This window comes from Bradyrhizobium sp. McL0615, assembly GCF_049993905.1.
Taxonomy (GTDB): domain Bacteria; phylum Pseudomonadota; class Alphaproteobacteria; order Rhizobiales; family Xanthobacteraceae; genus Bradyrhizobium.
Window position 1 is genome coordinate 5,977,939 of the sequence record NZ_CP188254.1, and the last position, 20,717, is coordinate 5,998,655.

At 60.4% G+C, this 20,717-nt stretch carries 20 protein-coding genes; 9 read left to right on the forward strand and 11 right to left on the reverse strand.

The window, feature by feature from the left end:
• Positions 1–299 precede the first annotated feature (299 nt).
• The 7 genes from ACPPVP_RS28750 to ACPPVP_RS28780 all read right to left on the reverse strand — a co-directional run bounded on the left by ACPPVP_RS28750 (position 300) and on the right by ACPPVP_RS28780 (position 6,218).
• A complete protein-coding gene (locus ACPPVP_RS28750) occupies positions 300–1,151 on the reverse strand; it encodes an amidohydrolase family protein (protein WP_426526670.1) in 852 nt (283 codons plus the stop codon).
• The gene (locus ACPPVP_RS28755) at positions 1,151–2,182 is read right to left on the reverse strand and encodes an aldo/keto reductase (protein ID WP_426526672.1); all 1,032 of its coding nucleotides are present in this window, start codon (positions 2,180–2,182) and stop codon (positions 1,151–1,153) included. Before ACPPVP_RS28755 ends, ACPPVP_RS28750 begins: the two co-directional genes overlap by 1 nt.
• Before the next feature lie 512 nt (positions 2,183–2,694).
• Positions 2,695–2,859, reverse strand: a complete 165-nt coding sequence (locus ACPPVP_RS28760) for a hypothetical protein (RefSeq protein ID WP_426538431.1) — start codon at positions 2,857–2,859, stop codon at positions 2,695–2,697.
• A 240-nt stretch (positions 2,860–3,099) separates the two neighbouring features.
• Positions 3,100–4,314 carry an MFS transporter gene (locus ACPPVP_RS28765; protein WP_426526674.1) on the reverse strand — a complete coding sequence of 405 codons (1,215 nt, stop codon included), beginning with the start codon at positions 4,312–4,314 and terminating at the stop codon, positions 3,100–3,102.
• 47 nt (positions 4,315–4,361) lie between these two features.
• On the reverse strand, positions 4,362–5,252 hold the full coding sequence (locus tag ACPPVP_RS28770) for a TauD/TfdA dioxygenase family protein (protein WP_426526676.1): 891 nt from the start codon (positions 5,250–5,252) through the stop codon (positions 4,362–4,364).
• 446 nt (positions 5,253–5,698) lie between these two features.
• Positions 5,699–5,830, reverse strand: a complete 132-nt coding sequence (locus ACPPVP_RS28775) for a hypothetical protein (protein ID WP_426526678.1) — start codon at positions 5,828–5,830, stop codon at positions 5,699–5,701.
• A gap of 94 nt (positions 5,831–5,924) precedes the next feature.
• Positions 5,925–6,218, reverse strand: coding sequence for an usg protein (locus tag ACPPVP_RS28780; RefSeq protein WP_426526680.1), 294 nt, complete (start codon positions 6,216–6,218; stop codon positions 5,925–5,927).
• A 246-nt stretch (positions 6,219–6,464) separates the two neighbouring features.
• On the opposite strand from ACPPVP_RS28780, the gene ACPPVP_RS28785 reads away from it, so the two are divergent.
• The 4 genes from ACPPVP_RS28785 to ACPPVP_RS28800 all read left to right on the forward strand — a co-directional run bounded on the left by ACPPVP_RS28785 (position 6,465) and on the right by ACPPVP_RS28800 (position 10,914).
• A complete protein-coding gene (locus ACPPVP_RS28785) occupies positions 6,465–6,782 on the forward strand; it encodes a co-chaperone GroES (RefSeq protein WP_334437886.1) in 318 nt (105 codons plus the stop codon).
• A 136-nt stretch (positions 6,783–6,918) separates the two neighbouring features.
• Positions 6,919–8,568, forward strand: a complete 1,650-nt coding sequence (gene groL / locus ACPPVP_RS28790; RefSeq protein WP_426526682.1) for a chaperonin GroEL — start codon at positions 6,919–6,921, stop codon at positions 8,566–8,568.
• A gap of 943 nt (positions 8,569–9,511) precedes the next feature.
• Positions 9,512–10,546 carry a complex I NDUFA9 subunit family protein gene (locus ACPPVP_RS28795; RefSeq protein WP_426526684.1) on the forward strand — a complete coding sequence of 345 codons (1,035 nt, stop codon included), beginning with the start codon at positions 9,512–9,514 and terminating at the stop codon, positions 10,544–10,546.
• Positions 10,543–10,914 carry a hypothetical protein gene (locus ACPPVP_RS28800; protein WP_426526686.1) on the forward strand — a complete coding sequence of 124 codons (372 nt, stop codon included), beginning with the start codon at positions 10,543–10,545 and terminating at the stop codon, positions 10,912–10,914. The genes ACPPVP_RS28795 and ACPPVP_RS28800 overlap by 4 nt, the downstream gene beginning before the upstream one ends.
• A 708-nt stretch (positions 10,915–11,622) precedes the next feature.
• Here ACPPVP_RS28800 and rocD read toward each other — a convergent pair.
• The 3 genes from rocD to ACPPVP_RS28815 form a co-directional block, all read right to left on the reverse strand.
• Positions 11,623–12,831, reverse strand: coding sequence for an ornithine--oxo-acid transaminase (gene rocD / locus ACPPVP_RS28805; protein WP_426538114.1), 1,209 nt, complete (start codon positions 12,829–12,831; stop codon positions 11,623–11,625).
• Between the two features lie 490 nt (positions 12,832–13,321).
• A complete protein-coding gene (locus tag ACPPVP_RS28810; protein WP_426526688.1) occupies positions 13,322–13,492 on the reverse strand; it encodes a hypothetical protein in 171 nt (56 codons plus the stop codon).
• 149 nt (positions 13,493–13,641) lie between these two features.
• Positions 13,642–14,004, reverse strand: a complete 363-nt coding sequence (locus tag ACPPVP_RS28815) for a hypothetical protein (RefSeq protein WP_426526690.1) — start codon at positions 14,002–14,004, stop codon at positions 13,642–13,644.
• 755 nt (positions 14,005–14,759) lie between these two features.
• On the opposite strand from ACPPVP_RS28815, the gene ACPPVP_RS28820 reads away from it, so the two are divergent.
• The gene (locus ACPPVP_RS28820; RefSeq protein WP_426538116.1) at positions 14,760–14,936 is read left to right on the forward strand and encodes a PRC-barrel domain-containing protein; all 177 of its coding nucleotides are present in this window, start codon (positions 14,760–14,762) and stop codon (positions 14,934–14,936) included.
• Between the two features lie 288 nt (positions 14,937–15,224).
• On the opposite strand, the gene ACPPVP_RS28825 is transcribed toward ACPPVP_RS28820, so the two are convergent.
• Positions 15,225–15,443, reverse strand: coding sequence for a hypothetical protein (locus ACPPVP_RS28825; RefSeq protein ID WP_426526692.1), 219 nt, complete (start codon positions 15,441–15,443; stop codon positions 15,225–15,227).
• Positions 15,444–16,322: 879 nt separating this feature from the next.
• Between ACPPVP_RS28825 and ACPPVP_RS28830 the strand changes: the two genes are divergently transcribed.
• The 4 genes from ACPPVP_RS28830 (at position 16,323) to ACPPVP_RS28845 (ending at position 20,702) form a co-directional block, all read left to right on the forward strand.
• Entirely contained in the window at positions 16,323–17,522 is a 1,200-nt protein-coding gene (locus tag ACPPVP_RS28830) for an LLM class flavin-dependent oxidoreductase (protein WP_426526694.1), read from the forward strand.
• An 81-nt stretch (positions 17,523–17,603) separates the two neighbouring features.
• Positions 17,604–18,956, forward strand: a complete 1,353-nt coding sequence (locus ACPPVP_RS28835) for an MFS transporter (RefSeq protein ID WP_426526696.1) — start codon at positions 17,604–17,606, stop codon at positions 18,954–18,956.
• A gap of 22 nt (positions 18,957–18,978) precedes the next feature.
• Positions 18,979–19,860 carry an SDR family NAD(P)-dependent oxidoreductase gene (locus tag ACPPVP_RS28840; protein WP_426526698.1) on the forward strand — a complete coding sequence of 294 codons (882 nt, stop codon included), beginning with the start codon at positions 18,979–18,981 and terminating at the stop codon, positions 19,858–19,860.
• Positions 19,857–20,702, forward strand: coding sequence for an SDR family NAD(P)-dependent oxidoreductase (locus tag ACPPVP_RS28845; RefSeq protein ID WP_426526700.1), 846 nt, complete (start codon positions 19,857–19,859; stop codon positions 20,700–20,702). Before ACPPVP_RS28840 ends, ACPPVP_RS28845 begins: the two co-directional genes overlap by 4 nt.
• Positions 20,703–20,717 lie beyond the last annotated feature (15 nt).

The following is a 20,717-nucleotide window of genomic DNA, read 5'->3' on the forward strand; positions in this document are numbered from 1 at the left end:
GGCAGCTGACACGCGGATGGTCGAGAATGGCACTTCATTTGCATGCAAACCATAGCCCATCAGGGAAGGAAACAGATGCTTCAAAATTCATTCAAGAAGCGCCGCGGTCGTCTGTCTGTCCTCGGGCGTGGCACGTGAATCTAAGGCGGGCGGGGCGAGTTGCGCATCACCGATCCCGCTTGGTCTGACTACCGCCCTCACCGGCAATCTGGCGTTGCTTGGCATCCAGGGTGGCGCCCATATTCCTCGCGCTACATCGTCAGCGGCTTGACAACGGGGGCAGGAAAGTAGCCGGACGATCAATTGGCCTCGAGTTTCCGTCCCCGGCTTGAGAGATAGATCCGCGCCGCGTTATCGCCGAAAATAGCTGCCCTTTCGTCCACCGACAGATCGGCCAGTAGAGCTTCGGCGGCGGCAAACCATTTTTCATAACCTCCCGCCAGATTGACCACCGGCCAGTCGCTTCCCCACATCAGGCGATCTGTCCCAAAGCATGCCACGACATGATCCACCACTTTCCGCAGATCCAGAATTTGCCAGCCCACAGCGGCCTCTGTCGCCAATCCTGATAGCTTACAGACGATGTTGGGGCGTTCGGCAAGTAGCGCGATATCGCCCTGCCAATCTGCGATCTCTCCGGTCGCAAGCCGGGGCTTGGCGCAATGGTCGAGCACGAACTGCACATCGGGATGATTGTCGGCCAGCCGCAGCAGTCGTGGCAAATGGCGCGGCAGCACCAGCGCGTCGAACACCAGGTTATTTCGGGCCATGGCCGCCAATAGCGGCGCCAAGGCAGGGCGGAGCAGCCAATCGTCATCGGGAATGTCCTGCACCATCGGCCGCAGCCCAACCAGGAGTTTGTGCGCGGCGAGAACATCAATGCGCGCTCCGCCGTCGGCTGCGTCGAAATCCGTCCAGCCGACCACGCCCCGCACCACCTGCGCCTTCGCCGCGATGTCGAGCAAAAACACGGTCTCCGCTTCGGTCGGTGCAGCCTGCACCAAAATCGTGCCCTGGATATCAGCGACAGCGAGGTGCGGGGCCAGGTCCGCAAGGGAAAAGTCACGATGGATCGGTGCGAGCGCAGGTGTCAACCAGCCGTAACCACCTCGGGCGAGAGTCCACAGATGATGATGTGCATCGATCCTCATCAGCCGGCCACTGGAGTGGGCGCTTCCGCAGCCAGCAGGCGCTCGGCCTTCAGATCGGCCCAAAGCGCGGTCGGCACCGTGCTGGACAGCGCGGCGACGTTGCGCTCGACCTCCTGCGGGCTCTGGCCCCCCAGTACAACGCTCGCCACCGCCGGATGACCCAAAGCAAAATGCAACGCCGCGGTCGGCAGGGCAACGCCATGCGCATCACAGACGCATTCGATTCGTGCCACCTTTGCAAGAATCTCAGGTGGCGCGTCCCTGTAATTGTATTTGGCGCCGCTCACCGCGCCGGTCGCCAGAATGCCTGAATTGAATACGCCGCCAAGCAACACACCGATTCCTTGTTGCTGCGCGAGCGGCAAAAATTCCGCGAGCGCCGGTTGCTCCAGCAGGGAATAACGCCCGGCGAGCAGCATGGTATCGAATGATCCCGCTTGCGCGAAACGCACACACATGTCGGCCTCGTTCACACCGATCCCGATGCCAGCAACGACACCCTCCTCGCGAAGCCGGTCCAGCGCCACGTACGCGCCAGCCATCGCTTCGCGAAACCGCTCGTCGATGGCGTCGAGACCATGAGTCCAGACGTCGACGTCGTGGATCAGCAACAGGTCCAGCCGGTCGGTCCCTAGCCGCAACAGCGACTGTTCCACCGAACGCATGGTACCGTCGTAGGAATAATCGAACACGGCCCGGTGCGGCAGCCCTCCCACAAAGCTGGAGCCGTCGCCTCGCCCGTGAAACGGATCCATCCAGCGACCGACCTTGGTGCAAACGACGATGTCCTGGCGCGGCACGCGCCGGATCGCGGCGCCGCAACGATGTTCGGCGAGGCCGTGGCCATAGAGCGGGGAACTGTCAAGAAGATTGATGCCCAACTCGAAAGCGCGTTCCACCGTACCAATGGCCGTTTTGTCATCCAGCTGCACGAAGAGATCACCAAGCGGCGCGGTTCCGAATCCCAGGACCGAAACCTGAAGCCGCGTTTGACCAAGGGCACGGCGTGGCACTGCGAATACTGGTTTCATGTTGACCGGCTCTTTTCGGCCCATTGCCCCGTCGCGGCGATGCGCCTTTTCTTGACCTTGCTTGCCACTGGACTATTTCCGCTTACTGCAAACCCTTGGCCAGCCATGACCACCCGCTAAGGGGATTGCTAAGGCTGGAGAGTGATTTTGCCACTGACAAGCTTCGAGCGAAAGTCAATCCGACGTATAAAACGACGAGCCTCGCACCCGGTGTTTGGCGGTCGACCCGCCACGGGAGGTCGTCCGCAAGACGACGGGAAGAACGGTTCGGGCACCTCACCACTCTCGCCGAGCCCCGTTTCGCAGGATTCGGACGGCTCTGGTTCGCTGGCACGCAATAACTCTTTCATCGTCGGGTCTATCTTCGTTCGTGGCGAACCGCACGAGTTCGAAGCTGGAGGTTCGGCATGCATTTGGTGACCCGAAGCATTTCGCCGGCTCGGCTTATTTTTCATAAGAACGCGAACCGCTTTTCGCTGCGCGCGCACACAACTGCAAAGCAATTCAATCACTTAGGTTTGGCACGAAAGCTGAAATAGCTCCATCTCGGCCAAATCGAGCGCATCGACAAACACGTCGATCACGCGAACCGGGTTGCTCTCGTCAATGAAATCATCGAGGCATTCGGGCAATAGCGTCCATTGCCCACGATCCGCCTCTTCAACGAAGCGCTTCATCAATTCCCCCGCAGAATCACGAGAGAATCATAACAGCAGCACAGCGTTTTCACACAGCCAGGGTCATCAACGGACCTGACCGCCTCGAAATCCAACTTCCGATCTTCCCCAAACAACGGACATCGGTGCGATCAATCGGCGTTAGCAAGCGAGTTCGGCGAGAGTCGTCCGCTTGTGACTCGGTCGGCACGGCGCAGCAATGCGTGGTTTACGCAATTCGTTAGTCTCGAGGCGACATGATCACGCGGCCACCGGCGCGATCGCGGTCGTCTCGAACGGTTGGTCGGGGCGCATGCGGAACGCTAGGCCCGCGCCGAGCAGCAGAAGGCAGATCGAACCGGCGAATGGCAGGGTCCAGCTTCCGGTGCGATCGATCAGATAGCCGAAGACGAAGGGCGAGATGATGCCGGCAAGGCCAAAGCCGAAATTCATCATGCCGCTGGCTGATCCGGAATATTTCGGCGCGATATCCATGGGCACTGCCCAGATCGGCGCTACCACGAGTTCAACAGAAAAGAACGCTGCGGCGAGTGAGATCGCCGACACATTGACGTCGTGAACCAGCATCACTGGAATCAGGAGTAGGACCCCGCCGAGCATACCGGCCACGATGACATTGCGCCGCGCCGCGTTCCGATCGCCCGTTCGACGCAGGATCTGGTCGCTCACCACGCCGCCCAGCGTGTCACCGATTACACCGGAAAGGAAAACGCCGGCCGAGTAGAAAGCCGACTGCATCAAGTTCTGCTGGTAGTTCTGGTAAAAGAGCGATGGGATCCAGCTCAGGAACAGCCAAAGCGTCCACCCGTAGCAAAAATCGACGGCGGTCACCGGCAGCATACGGCGGAGCAGCTTGAGCCAAGGCACCGGCTCGCTCGCAGTGCCTCGACTGCGAGTCGGCAGCGTCGCAAGCTCCTCGGCAGTCAGTGGTGGAGTTGCCGGAACGTCGCGAAAATACCACAACCAGACAAGGACCCAGATCAGGCTCAACAGTGCAAGCACCACGAACGCGCCGCGCCAGGACACCATCCCAATCAACAAGGCGATCAGAGGCGGCGTTGCCGCGTTGCCGATCCGCGCAGACGAATGGGTGATACCCTGGGCGAATCCCCAACTCCGCTCTGGCACCCAAACCGCCATGGCGCGCGTTGCGGTTGGAAAGGTAGCGCCTTCGCCGATGCCGAGGGCTAGTCGCGCGGCGAACAGGCTCGCGAGCCCGCCAACCGCTCCTGTTGCAGCGGTCGCGGCGCACACGACCAGGCCGCTGACGCAAAGCGTGAGACGCGCGCCGAATTTATCGCCGAAGTAGCCACCAATCAGCTGGAACAGCGCGTACGGATAGGCGAACGCCGAAAACGCTAGGCCAAGTTGGGTATTGCTCAAGCCGAGGTCCGCTTTGATGAGCGGGGCGGCCGTCGAGATGTTGACCCGATCCACATAGAGGATCAGGTACATCAGGCAGATGATAAGCAGGACCGTCTTTGAGACGCTGAACCTGCGCATCACACGGGCCGCGCGTCGCCCTTGACCTGGGTGCGGTGCATGATCCGGCGTTGCTTGGGGTCGAACGCGTCACGGCGGTGCATTGTGCAGCGGTTGTCCCACAGCACAAGGTCGCCGACCCGCCAGACATGCTCCCATGCGAATTGCGGCAGCACCGCGTAGCTCCAGAGCTCGTTCAGCAGCGCCTCGGAATCGGCCAGGTCCAGCCCGGCGATATAGGCGTTGCGGCGGCGGCCCAGATAGAGCATGCGCTTGCGGGTATCGGGATGCGTGCACACCAGCGGATGCACGGCACCCGGCGACGTGCGGGGATCGTCGGTCGGTGTGACGCCCTGGCGGACATAGCCGCCGCTATTGTAGGTGCCGTCGTGCTTGATCTTGAGGCCGGCGATACGATCCTTCAGCTTGCCCGGAAGCGCGTCGTAGATCGCATACATGCTGCTGAAAGAGGTGTTGCCGCCGCTGCTCGGAATCTCAAGAGAGTAAAGCATACTCGCCTTCGGCGGCAGATCGAGATACGACATGTCCGTGTGCCACACCGCTTCGCCGTCGCCCAAGCTGCCGATTGGCTCGCCGTTCACCTTGACGTTGGAGACGATGTAGATTTCTGGCAGCCCATCAACGAAACGGCGGCCGGTCTCCTGAATCGGCGCCCAGTCGAGATCACCCAACCGGCGACTAAATGCTATCAACTCATGGTCGCTCAGGGTCTGGTCGCGGAAAAGCAGCACCAAATGGTCGCGCCAAGCCTGCATGATGCGCGCGAACGCGACCTCTTCCAGATCCTTAAGATCGACGCCTATCACCGTCGCGCCCAGCGCTGCGCCGGTAGGAACTACGTGGGTTGGGCCGCCGCTGACGCCGCCCGTCACTTCGGTCTCAGTGCTCAAAGCCATCGGAAGCCTCCGTACCAATCCCTATTTTTAGTCTTCATGATAGCCGCGAAAAAGCCAGCAGCATTGACACAATCGTGCGTAGAGATGAGGCTTGCTGCCCTCACCACGAGGCCAATTCAATGAAGTCGACGCCGGCAAGAGGCGCCCCATGTCTCAGATGGGTCATGTGTGGACGACGCCCGCGTTGCAAGGAGAATCTGACGTTCGGCTTGCGGTCGGGTGCAAGTCATGTGTCCGGCCTGTTTGCGCGGCACCATGACCGCTGGCCCTGATGTAGTCCGCGGATCGGGTCCCAATCATTCGCACGGGCTTTGACGCCCATGACCCAGAAGCGGGTTGTCCCAATCGACGGCTCGACCGTTTCGCATCACGCCATCATCACCCTCGCAATTCGATTGTCTCGCTGCGCCGTTGCCTCATGCTCCCATTGCCAAGCCTCTTCAGGCGGCTGCGGCAAGCTCAGGCGCTCGATAGTATCCTCCCTTGGCCATGATCGCCCAAGCGATGCGCGCCATCTTGTTGGCAACGGCAACGGCGACAAGCTTGGCCGGCTTCCTGGCCAGCAGCTTCATAATCCAGGGATGCTTTTGCGGATGCTGCCGGGCGTGTCGAACAACGGCTGTTGCATGAGCAACAGAGATCGCCCCAAAACTCCGCGCCCTCGCTCTAATGCAGCCGGAACACCCCGTCCACGGCGCGTAGTTCGGCAGGCTTAATCAGTTTGGAGTGCGCGACGGTGACCGCAAACAACGGACCTTCGGGTTCTGTTTCCCAGAACGCTAGGAAATCCATTAGCGCCGGGAAATTCGGAAACAGATCGTAGTCCTGCCAGACGTAGGTTTGCAGCAACCAGTGACGATCCGGGCGGCGATAAACGATTTCCGCTGTTGTCGGTCCGTAGCCTAAGACCTGCTTCCTGAAATCCTTGGAAACCGCATCTTTCTCGACCCTCCAGCTCAACTGAAGAGTAACGCGTGATTCTCAATTCGCCAAAAAGGAAACGTTCAATAGGTCATAGCAATCAACGCGCTAGCAGCATGTTGCTTCACCTGCTAGCAGTCGCCCTCCTCCAGAAACTCAAGTCGCGGTCAAACATCGTGGGCCGAAGCCCTTGCGCCCCAGTGTCACAAGCTTATGTGAAGAGCGGCTAGCACTCGCGCATTGCGACTGCCAATCCAGAAAATCACAAAAGCCAAGGAGGACCGCATGAAATTCCGTCCGCTCCACGACCGTGTCGTGGTCAAACGCATCGATGCCGAAGATAAAACCGCAGGCGGCATCATCATTCCGGACAGTGCCAAGGAGAAGCCCTCGCAGGGCGAAATCACCGCCGTGGGCCCGGGTGGCCGCGACGAAGCTGGCAAACTGATCCCGATCGACCTCAAGGTTGGCGACCGCGTGCTGTTCGGCAAATGGTCCGGCACCGAAGTCAAGATCGACGGCGAGGAGCTGTTGATCATGAAGGAAAGCGACATCATGGGCGTCCTAACCGACGTTCCGGCTGCCAAGAAGAAGGCCGCCTAACCGCACCCGCTCCCTCATCCTGAGGGGCCGGCGCAGCCGGCATCTCGAAGGATGAGCTCCAAGCTCAACTCATCTCATCCTTCGAGACGCCCTCCGGGCTCCTCCGGATGAGGATCAGTTTCAAACGGAGATCATTATGTCAGCCAAAGAAGTCAAATTCGGCGTCGACGCCCGCGACAGGATGTTGCGCGGCGTTGAAATTCTCAACAACGCGGTCAAGGTGACGCTCGGCCCCAAGGGCCGCAACGTCGTCCTCGACAAGTCGTTCGGCGCTCCCCGCATCACCAAGGACGGCGTCACCGTCGCCAAGGAAATCGAACTCGACGACAAGTTCGAGAACATGGGCGCGCAGATGGTGCGCGAAGTCGCCTCCAAGTCGGCGGACGCTGCCGGCGACGGCACCACCACCGCGACCGTTCTTGCGGCTGCGATCGTCCGAGAAGGCGCCAAGTCCGTTGCCGCCGGCATGAACCCGATGGATCTGAAGCGCGGTATCGACATGGCGGTGGAAGCCGTGGTCGCCGACCTCGTCAAGAACTCCAAGAAGGTCACCTCGAACGAGGAAATCGCCCAGGTCGGCACCATCTCCTCCAACGGCGACGCCGAGATCGGCAAGTTCCTCTCCGACGCCATGAAGAAGGTCGGCAACGAGGGCGTCATCACGGTTGAAGAAGCCAAGTCGCTCGAGACCGAACTCGAGGTCGTCGAGGGCATGCAGTTCGACCGCGGCTACATCTCACCCTACTTCGTCACCAACGCCGACAAGATGCGCGTTGAAATGGAAGATGCCTACGTCCTCATCAACGAAAAGAAGCTATCTCAGTTGAATGAATTGCTTCCCTTGCTCGAAGCCGTGGTGCAGAGCGGCAAGCCGCTTGTGATCATAGCGGAAGACGTCGAAGGCGAAGCGCTTGCCACCCTCGTCGTCAACCGTCTGCGTGGTGGCCTGAAGGTTGCTGCCGTCAAGGCTCCGGGCTTCGGCGATCGCCGCAAGGCCATGCTGCAGGACATCGCGGTTCTGACCGGTGGTCAGGCGATCTCGGAAGATCTCGGCATCAAGCTCGAGAACGTCACGCTCTCCATGCTCGGTCGCGCCAAGAAGGTGATGATCGACAAGGAAAACACCACCATCGTCAGCGGCGCCGGCAAGAGGGCCGACATCGAGGCGCGCGTTCAGCAGATCAAGGCTCAGATCGAGGAAACCACCTCGGACTACGACCGTGAGAAGCTGCAGGAGCGTCTGGCCAAACTCGCGGGCGGCGTTGCGGTGATCCGCGTCGGCGGCGCGACCGAAGTCGAGGTGAAGGAGCGCAAGGATCGCGTGGATGACGCGATGCATGCGACCCGTGCGGCGGTTGAAGAAGGCATCGTGCCGGGCGGCGGCGTCGCCCTGCTGCGCGCCTCCCAGCATCTCAAGGGACTTCGCACCAAGAACGACGACCAGAAGACCGGCGTCGAAATCGTCCGCAAGGCGTTGTCGTATCCAGCCCGTCAAATCGCCATCAATGCTGGCGAAGACGGTTCGGTGATCGTCGGCAAGATCCTCGAGAAGGATCAATATTCCTACGGCTTCGACTCGCAGACCGGCGAATACGTCAACCTGATCTCCAAGGGCATCATCGACCCGACCAAGGTGGTTCGTGTGGCAATCCAGAACGCAGCGTCCGTCGCGGCTCTCCTGATCACCACGGAAGCCATGGTGGCCGAAGTGCCGAAGAAGAACGCCGGCGCTGGCGGCATGCCTCCGGGCGGCGGCATGGGTGGCATGGGAGGGATGGACTTCTAACCCCAACCGTTCAGAGCACAACAATAAGAAAGGCCCGGCAGCATTGCTGGGCCTTTCTGCATGAGCTACGCGTTCATCTCGACGACGATACCGCAGGAGAACCATATCATTTACAGCGTTTCGAGGCCGTCAACGACGCGCGTGTCCTTGCGCAATTATAAGGAGATGGCATCACAAACAGATGGCGCACGTTTTATGGCAGCACCGCTGTCTTGAAGTGACCCCACGACTGCATCATGTTGGAGTCGTCGATAAGACGCGTAGGACTTGTCGACATCACGGCAGGCAACGCGACGCGCTTCGGCGCATCGCAACGTTCCGCCACGCGACGCTGCGCGTCGCAACACATCGCTACGCAACGCTTGAGCCGCTGGGGAAGCCTGGCGGCTCGCGCGCGTTTAGCGCGGACGCTCCGCTCAATCGCCTGTGGCTCCGAGACGCCTACCGCAGCGGCCGAAGGCTGAAACCGAGGAGATCTGACACGAGGGCGACCCAGGCCCGCGCCGTTCGATCGGCCGGTTCACGCTGGTAGGCCTTACTTCGGTGAGTGCAAATCGCCTTGAAGCCAGCGTCCAAGGCCCTTGGACTTCATGGGGTCTTCAAACGCGGCAAAACTCGTAAGTACCTGATTGCAGACAGCGCATTCAAACGTTTGCAAGTCGACGCTCCGGGCGCGTGCTGGCTCGATGCTAACGAGCATCATGTGGGCCTTGCACTTCGGACAGGCGGGGCGCTCAATTGCAGCGAATCGAATGACGGACGAGAGGCGTTGAGATTGGGGCATGATGCTTCCCTCGAACAGGCGGGAGCGCAACACTCTCTGTCACCGGTAATGCCTAGTAGGCGGAGCGGTGATTGTTTGAGTATGCGCCTGAGGGATCTCAAACGCGAGTTAATTCGCAGATATTTGGAAGGAAGGTAAGCGCGGCGGGCAACGCCGCCTGTGAAAGACTTCATCATGGCGAATGATCGCTCGATCGCCCGGATGGGTTCCTCGCCCCCAAGCAGTGACTGCTCCGACATAAACTGGCGAATTTTAGTCATGGTGGTAACGAACGGTCGCACCGTCACCGTGTTCGGCGGAACGGGCTTTCTCGGCCGCCGCATCGTTCGGCATCTGCGCTATCGCGAATTTCCCGTTCGGATCGCGTCAAGGCATCCGCATCGGGGGCACAGCCAGTTTGGCTCTGATGATCCGCAACTTCAATTGCTGGAGGCCAACATTCAAGACGAGCGGTCAGTCGCGGATGCACTTGCCGGCGCTTACGGCGTTGTAAATGCCGTCAGCCTCTACGTCGAACACGGGCTAGAGACTTTTCATTCCGTTCACGTCGAGTCTGCCCGACGGATAGCAGCTCAAGCACACCGGGCTGGAGTTGAGCGGCTTGTTCACGTTTCGGGGATTGGCGCCAATGCCGCCTCGCCGTTTCGCTACATCCGAAAGCGCGGCGAAGGCGAACTGGCGGTCCGGGCCGCCTTCAGCGATGCAATTTTCGTCCGCCCGGCGGTGATGTTCGGACCGGACGACGCATTTCTCATCACCATCCTCAAGTTCCTTCGCCAGCTTCCAATCTATCCGATGTTCGGCCGCGGCCTGACCAGATTGCAGCCGGCCTACGTAGAAGATGTTGCGGAGGCGATTGGTCGGATCATGCAGCGTGCCGAGACACCTTCAATGATCTTCGAATTCGGCGGCCCTCGCGCCTACTCTTACGAGGAATTTCTCAGAACGGTTGCGCACCAAGCTGGCATTCTGCCCCGACTGGTTCCGATCCCGTTTGCCGTCTGGCACGCACTGACATGGGCCTCCGAAATGTTGCCAGATCCACCCCTCACGCGTGACCAGGTAGATCTGATGACAATCCACACCGTGTCATCGCCGGAAATGCCCGGATTTAGTGAACTCGGAATTACGCCGCACTCGGTCGAGGTAATTCTCCCAAGGATGTTATCGAACTGCGAAAGGAGACCATCATGAGAATGCCCACAATTTTGCAGGGTGAGGCCCGGACCCGCTTCCTCCAAGGTATTGCTTTCAGCGCCATTGCGGCGATGACGATCGGATTTATCTGGGGCGGCTGGGTAACCGAAGGCACTGCCAGAACTATGAGCGCAATGGCAGAAAGCAGTGGTCGGATGTCCATCCTGGTCCCTATGTGCGTCGCGCAGTTCACTGCGGCTGACGGCGCCGTCGCCAAGTTTAACGCGGCGGGCCCATATTCAAAGGACAACGTCATCGGCGAATTCGTGAAGACCGTTGCCTCCACGAGTATGGACTACTCCTTCGCCAAGGCGTGCGCAGCCGGCGTGGAAGCTGAACTCTCAAGGACGGCCACGAAGAGCTAAGCGGTCAGTTCGCCAAGATCAGGGATCGAGCAAATGAGCGGTTACAGGTCCGGACGCCCTTTCTATCTCGTGTGCTGTTTACTGGCAGTCATCCTGTTCGGCTGTTATGTGATGTTCAATGGCTTTCAGGACGACAACTCCGCAACCATGGCCCCAAATCTGACACTCAATCGCTGACGTCTCGCGCGGTCTTTCTTTGGGAACGCACCGGCACGCCGCGCAGACAAGAGGATCCGCTGCTCCTGTTCGCACCTGCCCGCAGATAGCGAGCTAATTCCGTAGGTCAATACGCCAGGAAATGTGGTCGGCAATCCAGACGGCCTGAAAGGTTCCCATGGCACCCAAGATCAGAGAGCATACCTGTCCGGCCTGCGACGGCACGGGCTTTCCGAAGGTGACGCAGCCAGCGTTGGCTACTCACAGAGTTTATCCGGAGAAGTGCGAGGCCTGTGCGGGAAAGGGAAGGATTACGGATGCCGAATGAAGCGACCCTAACGGCCATCCTCCGCGCGCGCGAGAGATGGCCGATCTGTATCCCTCCATCAGCAAGCACTCGACACCAGTAGCTCATGGGAGGGAATTAGCTCAGCGAACGCGTGCATCCGCATGCGAGTTTTAAAATGGGTTTTCGGTATACCCGGAAGGATGAGGCATGCGGGCGTGTATTGAATCCAACAGAACGACGGCGTCGGCGGCGCTGGCCAGTGGTCACGAGAAATCCTGCCTCAAAGTGGCGGCGATCTGTTCCAGCGCCCAGTCGACCTGATCGCTCGAGATAACAAGCGGCGGGGCGATGCGAATCGTGTGCCCATGTGTGTCCTTGGCGAGGATGCCTCGGGCCTGCAGGGCCTGACAGTAGCGACGTGCACCGCCTGCTTCCGGGTGAAGCTCGACGGCCAGCATCAGCCCGCGTCCGCGCACTTCCCGGATCGTGTTGCTGCGGATGCTGCTCAGGCCATCGAGAAAGCGGGTGCCCTGGGCGGCTGCGTTCTCGATCATCCCTTCCTCGACCAACACGCGCAGCGCGGCCCGAGCCACCGCACACGCCAGCGGATTACCGCCGAAGGTCGACCCGTGCTGGCCAGGTTTCAGGGTGCCGAGCACCGCGTTGTTCGAAAGCACGGCCGACACTGGGTAAAAGCCGCCGGACAACGCCTTGCCGAGCAGCGTGACATCCGCCTCGATGCCCTCGTGCTGTTCCGCGAGCAGCTTGCCGGTGCGGCCGAGCCCGGTCTGGATCTCGTCCAGAATCAGCATCACGTCGTGCGCAGTGCAGAGTTGGCGCACTGCTGTAAAGTAATCTGACGGTGGGATGACGACGCCCGCTTCTCCCTGAATCGGTTCGACCAAAAAGGCGACCGTGTTGGGCGTGATTGCCTTCTTCAGCGCCGTGGCATCGCCGAAGGCGATGATCTTGAAGCCCGCCGCGAACGGTCCGAAATGATCACGTGCCGCCGGGTCGGTGCTGAAGCCGATGATGCCAAGGGTGCGGCCGTGAAAATTATCGGCGCAGACGATGATCTCGGCCTGCCCGTCCGGAACCCCCTTGACCTCATAGCCCCATTTGCGCACCGACTTGATCGCACTCTCCACCGCTTCGGCGCCGCTGTTCATCGGCAGCACCTTGTGTGAGCCGGTCAGCGCCGCGATGTCTTCGTAGAAGAGGGCCAGCTGGTCGTTGTGAAAGGCGCGCGACGTCAGCGTCAGCCGACCCGCCTGCTCCACCATCGCGGCGAAGATCTTCGGATGGCAGTGGCCCTGATTCACCGCCGAATAGGCGGAGAGGCAATCGAGGTAGCGATGGCCCTGCGTATCCCAAACAAAGACGCCCTCGCCGCGCGACAGAACGACGCCGAGCGGTTCGTAGTTCCGGGCGCCAAAGCGCGCTTCCCGCGCGATAAAATCAGTGACCGATATGTTTCGTCACTCCAGTTGGAGCGAACTGTTAGGCATGAGCTATCGCCATTTTCCAGCCTGCGAATGCCCGATGATCATCAAGTTACCACAGGCCTTTTGCTTGCGGACGCATTGGGTGACGGCCGTTTGAGGCCTGCCTTGGCGGTCGGCGCCCCAGTTCTCCTCGCGCTGCATGATCCCTCCGGCGAGACAGCCTGTCTAGGTGTATACCGACGACTTCCGCTCTACCCCCATAAACAGACGTCGTTGCCGTCTGCCGGCATGTCTCAAAGGTGCCACTAGCGGAAGTGAATGCGCTCATTCGATCACCTCGTCGGCGAGCGCCAGCAAGGTCGGAGGTACGGCTATGCCGAGCGCTTTGGCGATCTTAGCGCGGTCGGCCGGAGCCATCTGCGTCACAATCGGCGAAATCCTCTAAGCATTTTCGCCCAGTGAATGCGCCACTATTTCCCGAAGCTCGGGCTAGGCCCAGTCCTAAAGGCATCATGCCCTAGTCTTCGTCCGGCTCGCGCACGACCGGCGGTTCGTCGGCGCCGTCCTCGTCCTCTTCGTCCTCCTCGTCTTCATTGTGATCTCGGGGCGGCATCGTGTTGCCCATGATCACGAAGGGACTCCAGCCGATCAACCTGGTGGAAAATTCCTCGGGAATATGTGCGGTCATGTTGTTGCTCCTCGGATGTGGACCCCCTTCTGTCCGGTTTCCGCGTGGATGGGTTAGCGCCGCACCTAGCGGTTTTCGCACAGCGAGGTCATTTTCGATGCTTCGACGGGCGTCGATGACTTCAGATGTTCACCGACGAGCAGACATTTTCAGCTTTCGTTGGCATATCTCAAGGTGCCGATCGGAAGTACCGGACGCGACGTTGCGGCGTAGGCAGAAGCAGCGAAACTATTCTCGCATTCAATCCACCAGACTAAGGAACGGACGTATGATACGAGCGCCATGGGATGTGAGGCGTTACAGCGCTCTTGCCGGATCAGGCGCAAAGTATCGTCGCGCCCGGCATTCGGCCAACCGGACCGATGCAAAAACGGATCCACGGACTCAGCTAACAGGGTAGCCAATTGGGCCGCGGCGGGCGTGGACTGCTTTTCGGGCGGCAGCGAGCCGACAGAATGGACCGCCAGTCCAGCGGCAACTATCGCAATTGCAGCAAGATATTCGATCCTCATGGCGATGGTTCCTCCATCGGCCCCACGGACTAACCCGCCCCTCTCTGAAATGGTTCCAGAGCGCGCATCTGATCTGGTCTGCAATCGCGGCGTTGTTCTACTCACTGCAGCAAGCACATGTCACGCCGCCGCTGCAGCCATAGTCATTGCTTTCCCAGCCCGCCCGGGACAAAAGCTTCCGAACCTGGGGGCCAATGACCCGATATTCTGCGCGGCAAGTTCCTCAATGCGTCGGCTTGGCGCTCCGATTGCTTCCTCCCGTTCGAACGGCCGTCACGATCAGAAGTCAGGGAACGCAAGCTCCGGTCAAGACTTTAGAAGTACGAGTTCGTCGCTCGCCGTTAACTACACGGCGCATGTCGCGGATAGCCAAAGGTTCCTACTGCAGGGCCCGCTGTTGTCAAAAACAAGCGCTCGCGCAGATAGCCAAAAGCGGCGGTCTCCGGTTCCGTTGCCAGCCGTGTTCGCAAACGGGAGAGCTGCGGGAGGGGTGGACGCCAATCCTGGCGCGTTCTTACCGAACGAGGCTTCGTTATGCGCAACCGCATTGAGATAGACTCCAAACACAGCCAAGCAATCGTGCAAGAGATCGGGGAGACTGCGCGCGTTCCTGCATGAAGAGCGGAATTACCGGGGAGTTTAAGAGCGCAAATCAACCGGCTCCGCGAACTGGAAGAGCAGTCGCCAAATTATTCGCTGGGACAAACTTCGCTGTTGAGCCGCCTAGCACAGCACAGACAGCCCATGGGCGCGCAATACCATCAGGGAAGCGCCGAGCGTCAAAAATCTTGGATGAGTACGGTGCGGCGCAATCCGAATTGATCGGCAAGGCCGTCGTGCTCACCGACGGAAAGGCAGGCACGGTCGAGAACGTTTGGCTGGATGAATTGCACGGGCTTCGGATTTCCATCGCAGGTCACGAGGGAAGATGACCGGTCTCAACGATCAAGCTTGTGGAGTCCTAGACCTCGCATCGGCTGCGCGTTGCCCAGATCGCGCGCTCCTTTCAAAGCATTCCAATCAAAACGAAAAGCCCGACCTCAATCAGGAAAGTGACGCTCATGATCGTGACCGTAAGGAGCACGTCGCTCACCGAGAGAGGGTTCATCAATGCCTCGCATTTTGCGAAGCCCCGGGAGTAAATCATTCAGGGTAGAAAATGTTTCGGTTCCAAATGAAGACGGCGCGAGATGCGAGCGGCGCCGGCATCTGAGGCGGCCTTACCGTAGGCCAATCCGGGCCACGGCCATTTCCGCAATCTCTCGCGGTTCGTTAATGCCTGTCGCGCCGACCTCGATAACCTTGCGAGCGACCATATCGCAAAGCGGGTCGTTGCGATCAACCACGCCTAGTAGGTTTAGAGCGTGGTTGAAGGCCTTGTTCAAAAGCTCGATTTCTTCCGGCGTGCGCTTGTCTTTCAATAACCGATTGATTGGCATTGTCCCGCCCTCAACCGAGGCTTTCTTATAGCACTGGAACTCTATTGACGGCCGAAGAACTGCGGAAGGCATCCTGACCCTTTAAAACGTGCTGCATTTTCGGGGCGATGTTTTTGTTGGCGCTCGCGATGGCAAAGCCATGCTCTCACTCGCATATTCACTGGATGGCGACTATCGTTCAATGCAATTGCGGCGCCGAGTACAGACGCACCGAAGAGAAGTTCTTGGTGCCGCATACGGGTGACGCGATCTGCGCTCTCTGCGGAGCTGCGCTAGAATCGTGGTCGGAAAGCACCCACGTTCCCAAATACGAACTTATTGAACGTCCAGACAGAGAGCCGGAATGATCAGCGTGACGGCGGAATCCTCCTCATGTCCGTTCAGGGTCAATCGCGTCGATTTGCCCCTCCGCTGATGACTTCCGGTCTTCCCCCCGCCGGGAGCGGACATGTCCATGACCGGCCGCTTTGCGCCATGAGCGGTCATTCCGCGAAACTCCGCTCTTGGGACGTCGAGACCGGACTACCCGAACCAGAAAACGCAAAGGTGACTTCCTTAGGAGTTCGCCTCGCTGCGCTTTCCCAACCTAGCTTCGCGTCGAAGACGCATGACGAACCAGCCTGGGCTCGCGCGATTCGGGCCGAGGCCTCTGTGGTGCGGCAATCAAGGTTGGATGCCGTACAGGATCCAGGCCGGGAGGCCGCGGTGGAATGGATTTCTGCGCGGTTCACGACCGAGAGCGAGCATCCTCGTCGCAGTACGGCATTTCACATATGTGGAATTTTCCTTTTGCTCTTGGCGCGACAACGCCTTCGACCGTAACCTGACCGGCAATTGCCTCCACCAAGGAGGATCTCGACTGCCCGAGGGAACGCCGTCATGAAGGTCTTCATCTTCGATCTGCTCGCATACGGCGAACAACTCGAACATCTCAAGATCGGCAGCGAGCTGCCCTACCCGTTGTCGAACCGCTACTTCAAGGCCGACGTCGCCGTTCGAACCTATGCTGAACATCTCGAGGCTTGGGAGGAGATGGACAAGCTCGGCTATGACGGCGTCGGCTTCAACGAGCATCATTGCTCGCCTTACGGACTGATGAACTCGCCGAACCTGATGGCGGCCGCCGCCGCACAAAGGACGAAAAAACTCAAGTTGCTGATTTATGGCAACCTACTGCCGTTGCACGAGCCGCTGCGGCTCGCCGAAGAACTCGCGATGCTGGATTGTCTGTCGAACGGCCGGCTGATCTCGGGTTTCGCGCGCGGAATCCCCAGAGAATATCAGGTTCACAATGTCCCGCTCAAGGATTCTCGCGCGCGCTACGAGGAAGCCTACGAGATCGTGACCCGCGCCTGGTCCGAGGAAATATTCTCCTATTCCGGACAGTTCTGGTCTTACAAGGATGTTGCGATCTGGCCCCGGCCAGTGCAGAAGCCCGGCCCGGAAATCTGGATCCCGATCGTCGGCAGCAAGGAATCGATCGAGTTCGCCGGAAAGAAGAATGCGGTCATCACGCCGGGACTGGCGCGCGGCGGCTTGCAGGAGGACATCATACGCTATTTCGCGAAATGTCTTGCCAATAACGGCCACCAGATCACGCCCAATCACCTCTCGATCGCGTTGTCGGCCTATGTCGCCGATAGCAAGGCCGAGGCGGTCCGTGAATTCGCGCCGTACCACCTCTATTTCAACCGCACGCTGTTCAGCCACGGCAATTTCACCGAAACCGCCAAGCAGCGCGACGCGGGATATGTCTCGCAGGCCTCGAACGATTACGTGCGTCCAGAGAATATGAAGGCCGCGGCCGGCCTCCGCGAGGATTATCGCAACATGACGATGGCGGATTTCGAACGGCAGGCGGAAAACATGCCGCTCGGCACCGCGGGCGAAGTCACCGAGCGGATTATCGGCGCCGCCGAAGCCGCAGGCGCCAACCAGGTTCAGATCAGTCTCAACCGTGGCGCGCTGCCGCATGAAATGTTCATGGAGCAAATCCGGCGCTTTGCGCGCGAAGTCCTGCCCGCGCTGCAGGCCCATGAAGTAAAGCGCGTTCCGCTCGGAGAGGAAATCGCGGCCTAGGATTTAATTGAAATATCTGCGAACAGAACAAGAGTGTCGGCCCAAGGCACCTCCTTCTGATTTTCATTTGGGGAGGCATTAATGAGTGGGGAACTGAAATCGCCGGTCGAAGAGGCGCTGGAAAACCAGCCCTTCGGCGCGCTGCAATTGCGGGTCGTTTTGCTCTGCGCGCTGGTGCAAGCGTTCGACGGCTTTGATCTCGGCACCATCGGCATGGCGGCGCCTTCGCTGTCGAAATCGTGGGGCGTCGCGCCACCGCAATTCACCATCGCCTTCGTGATGTCGAGCGTCGGCATCCTGGTTGGCGCGCTCGCCTCCGGCCCGCTCGGTGACCGTTTTGGGCGCAAGCCGCTCCTCATCATCAGCGTCGCCTTCATCGGCTTGTTCTCGGTACTCAGCGCGTTCGCTTGGTCGGTACCGTCGATCACAGCGATGCGGTTCCTAACCGGAATCGGCATCGGCGGCGCCATGCCCGTTACCGTCGCGCTGACAGCTGACTACTCTCCCATCAGCCGGCGCGGCACGCTCTTGATGCTGATGTTCTGCGGCAACACGATCGGCGGTTTCCTCGGTGGCCAGCTGGTCGCGCAGATTTTGCCGGTCTTCGGTTGGCAGAGTATCTTCCTATCCGGCGGCGTCCCACCACTGGTGCTGATCCCGTTCCTGCTGTTGTACCTGCCGGAATCGCCGCGCTTCCTGATCGCGCATCGCGTCGACGCGCCGGCGACGCAGGAAATCCTGCGCAAGCTCAATGTCAGCGCGCAAGCCGCGGCGACGAAACTCGTCGACGTCGCCAAGGGCAATCCGGTGCAGCAGCTCTTCACCGGCGGCCTGGCGCTGACCACGATGCTGGTGTGGGTCGTGTTCTTCGCAAACCTCCTGAACATGTACCTGTTCAGCTACTGGATGCCGACGGTGCTCAATCTCTCCGGCCTGACGCCGGAGGCCGCGGTGTTTTATGCGAGCATGTTCCAGCTCGGCGGTATTCTCTCCTGCCTCCTGCTCGGCCCGATGATCGACCGCTTTGGCGCGCCGAAGGTGCTAGCCTGCAGCTTTGCCTCCGGTGTGATCTTCGTGCTCGCCGTCGGCCTTGCCCATTTGCCGGTGCCCTTCATCGCGATCCCGATCCTCGGCGCGGGCGCGGCGATGATTGGCAGCCAGTTGGGCGCGAACGCGATGGTGGCGGCATTGTATCCGGCACGGATTCGTTCGACCGGCGTCGGCTGGGCGCTCGGCATCGGCCGGCTCGGCGGCATCGCCGGCCCCGCGATCGGTGGCATGCTGCTCGCCTTTGGCCTGCCACCGAAGCAAATCTTCCTCTGTGCCTGTGTGCCCGCGCTGATCGCGGCGACCTGCACCTTCCTGCTGACTTTGAAGGCCGCGCGCAACCGCGAGGTCGTGGCGACAGCGGCGCCGCAGGCACGCACGGCGTGAGCAAAGGGATGCCGGTGAACCCATGAAGGATTTCTCCGGCAAGGTTGCGTTCATCACCGGAGGTGCCAGCGGCATCGGCTTCGCCATGGCGCGCACCTTCGGCCAGCGCGGCATGAAGGTCGCGATCGCCGATGTCGAAGCCGAGACCTGCGCCAGTGGTGTCGATACGCTGCGACGCGAGGGCATCGTCGCGATCGGCAGCGCCTGCGATGTATCCGATCGTGAATCGCTGGCAGACGCTGCTGCACGGACTTTTCGCGAGTTCGGCACGGTGCACGTCCTCTGCAACAATGCCGGCGTTTCGCGCGCCGGCCCGATCGAGACGATTGCCTCGCCCGATTGGGACTGGGTGATCGGCGTCAACCTCAAGGGCCTGGTGAACGGCCTCCAACTATTCCTGCCGCACATGAAGGCGCATGGCGAAGATGGCCATATCGTCAACACCGCTTCGATGAATGGTGTGGCGGGGGCTGCGCTCGCAGGTCCCTATAGCGCCACCAAATTTGCCGCGGTCGGGATATCCGAGGTGCTGGCTGCCGAACTGGAAGGTACTCCCATCGGCGTCAGCGTGCTGTGCCCAAGCTGGGTCAGGACGCGCATGCTCGACAACGGCCGCAATCGCCCGGCGAAATTCGGCGGACCCATTGCACTCGATCGAGACGGCGCCAATGCCGAGCGCAACAGGCGCTACGCCCAGGCGCTCGAAACTGGCCTCGATCCGGCCTGTGTCGCGAAGCTCGTATGCGACGCGATCACGGCGCGCCGGCTCTACGTCTTTACACATTCCGACCGCCGTACCGATGTTGAGCATCGGTTCGAAATGATGATGGACGGGTTCGACGCACTTGCGGATGAGGTTCCGGGACTGCCGCGACAGCAGGCGGCCCGGTCGGAGCGTCAATGATGGATTTTTCCGGCAAGACTGCCTTTGTCACTGGCGCCGCCAACGGGATCGGCCTCGGCATTTGCCGGGCGCTGGCGCGCAACGGGGCCAATATCGCACTCGCCGATATCGAGCCGGCGCAGTTGGAGATCGCGCGCCGCGAACTCGCCACCTTCAACGTTCGCACCCGTGCGATCGAAGTGGATGTTTCGGATGCGGCTGCCTTCGAGCGCGCGGCGGACCAGGCGGAGGCCGAGTTCGGTAATATCCATTTTCTGTTCAGCAATGCCGGGGTTACGCTCGGCGCCATGCCGCTGTGGGAAGTGACGCCTGCGCAATGGGAATGGATATTCGGCGTCAACGTTCAGGGCGTCGTCAACGGTATCAGAACCCTGGTGCCGCGGATGCGAAAGCACGGCGAGCCCGGACGTGTGATCAATACCGCCTCGATCGGCGGCCTGCAGGTCAATCCCAAGCTGCGCAACGGCTCGTATGCCATGACGAAATACGCCATCGTGGCGCTTTCGGAGGCGCTCGCGCTGGACCTCGAAGACAGCGTGATCGGCGTTTCCGTGCTATGTCCTGCCCTCGTCAATACGACGCTTCATTCCTCGTCCCGGCGGCGCCCGGTGCGGTTCGGCGGACCTTACGAGCGGCCAAGCTCCGATGCTGCCAAGGCCTGGCAATCCGCCGGGTTACCTCCCGACGATGTGGGCATGCGCGTTCTCGACGCCGTCGCGCGGTCCGAGTTCTTCATCTTCACCCATGAAGAGCCGCGGACATGGATCGAGGAACGGCACGCGCGCATCCTTGCGGGCTTCGATTCCATCGCGCGCTACAATGCGAGCGAGCCTGCGACGTAAGAACCAGGCAATCAG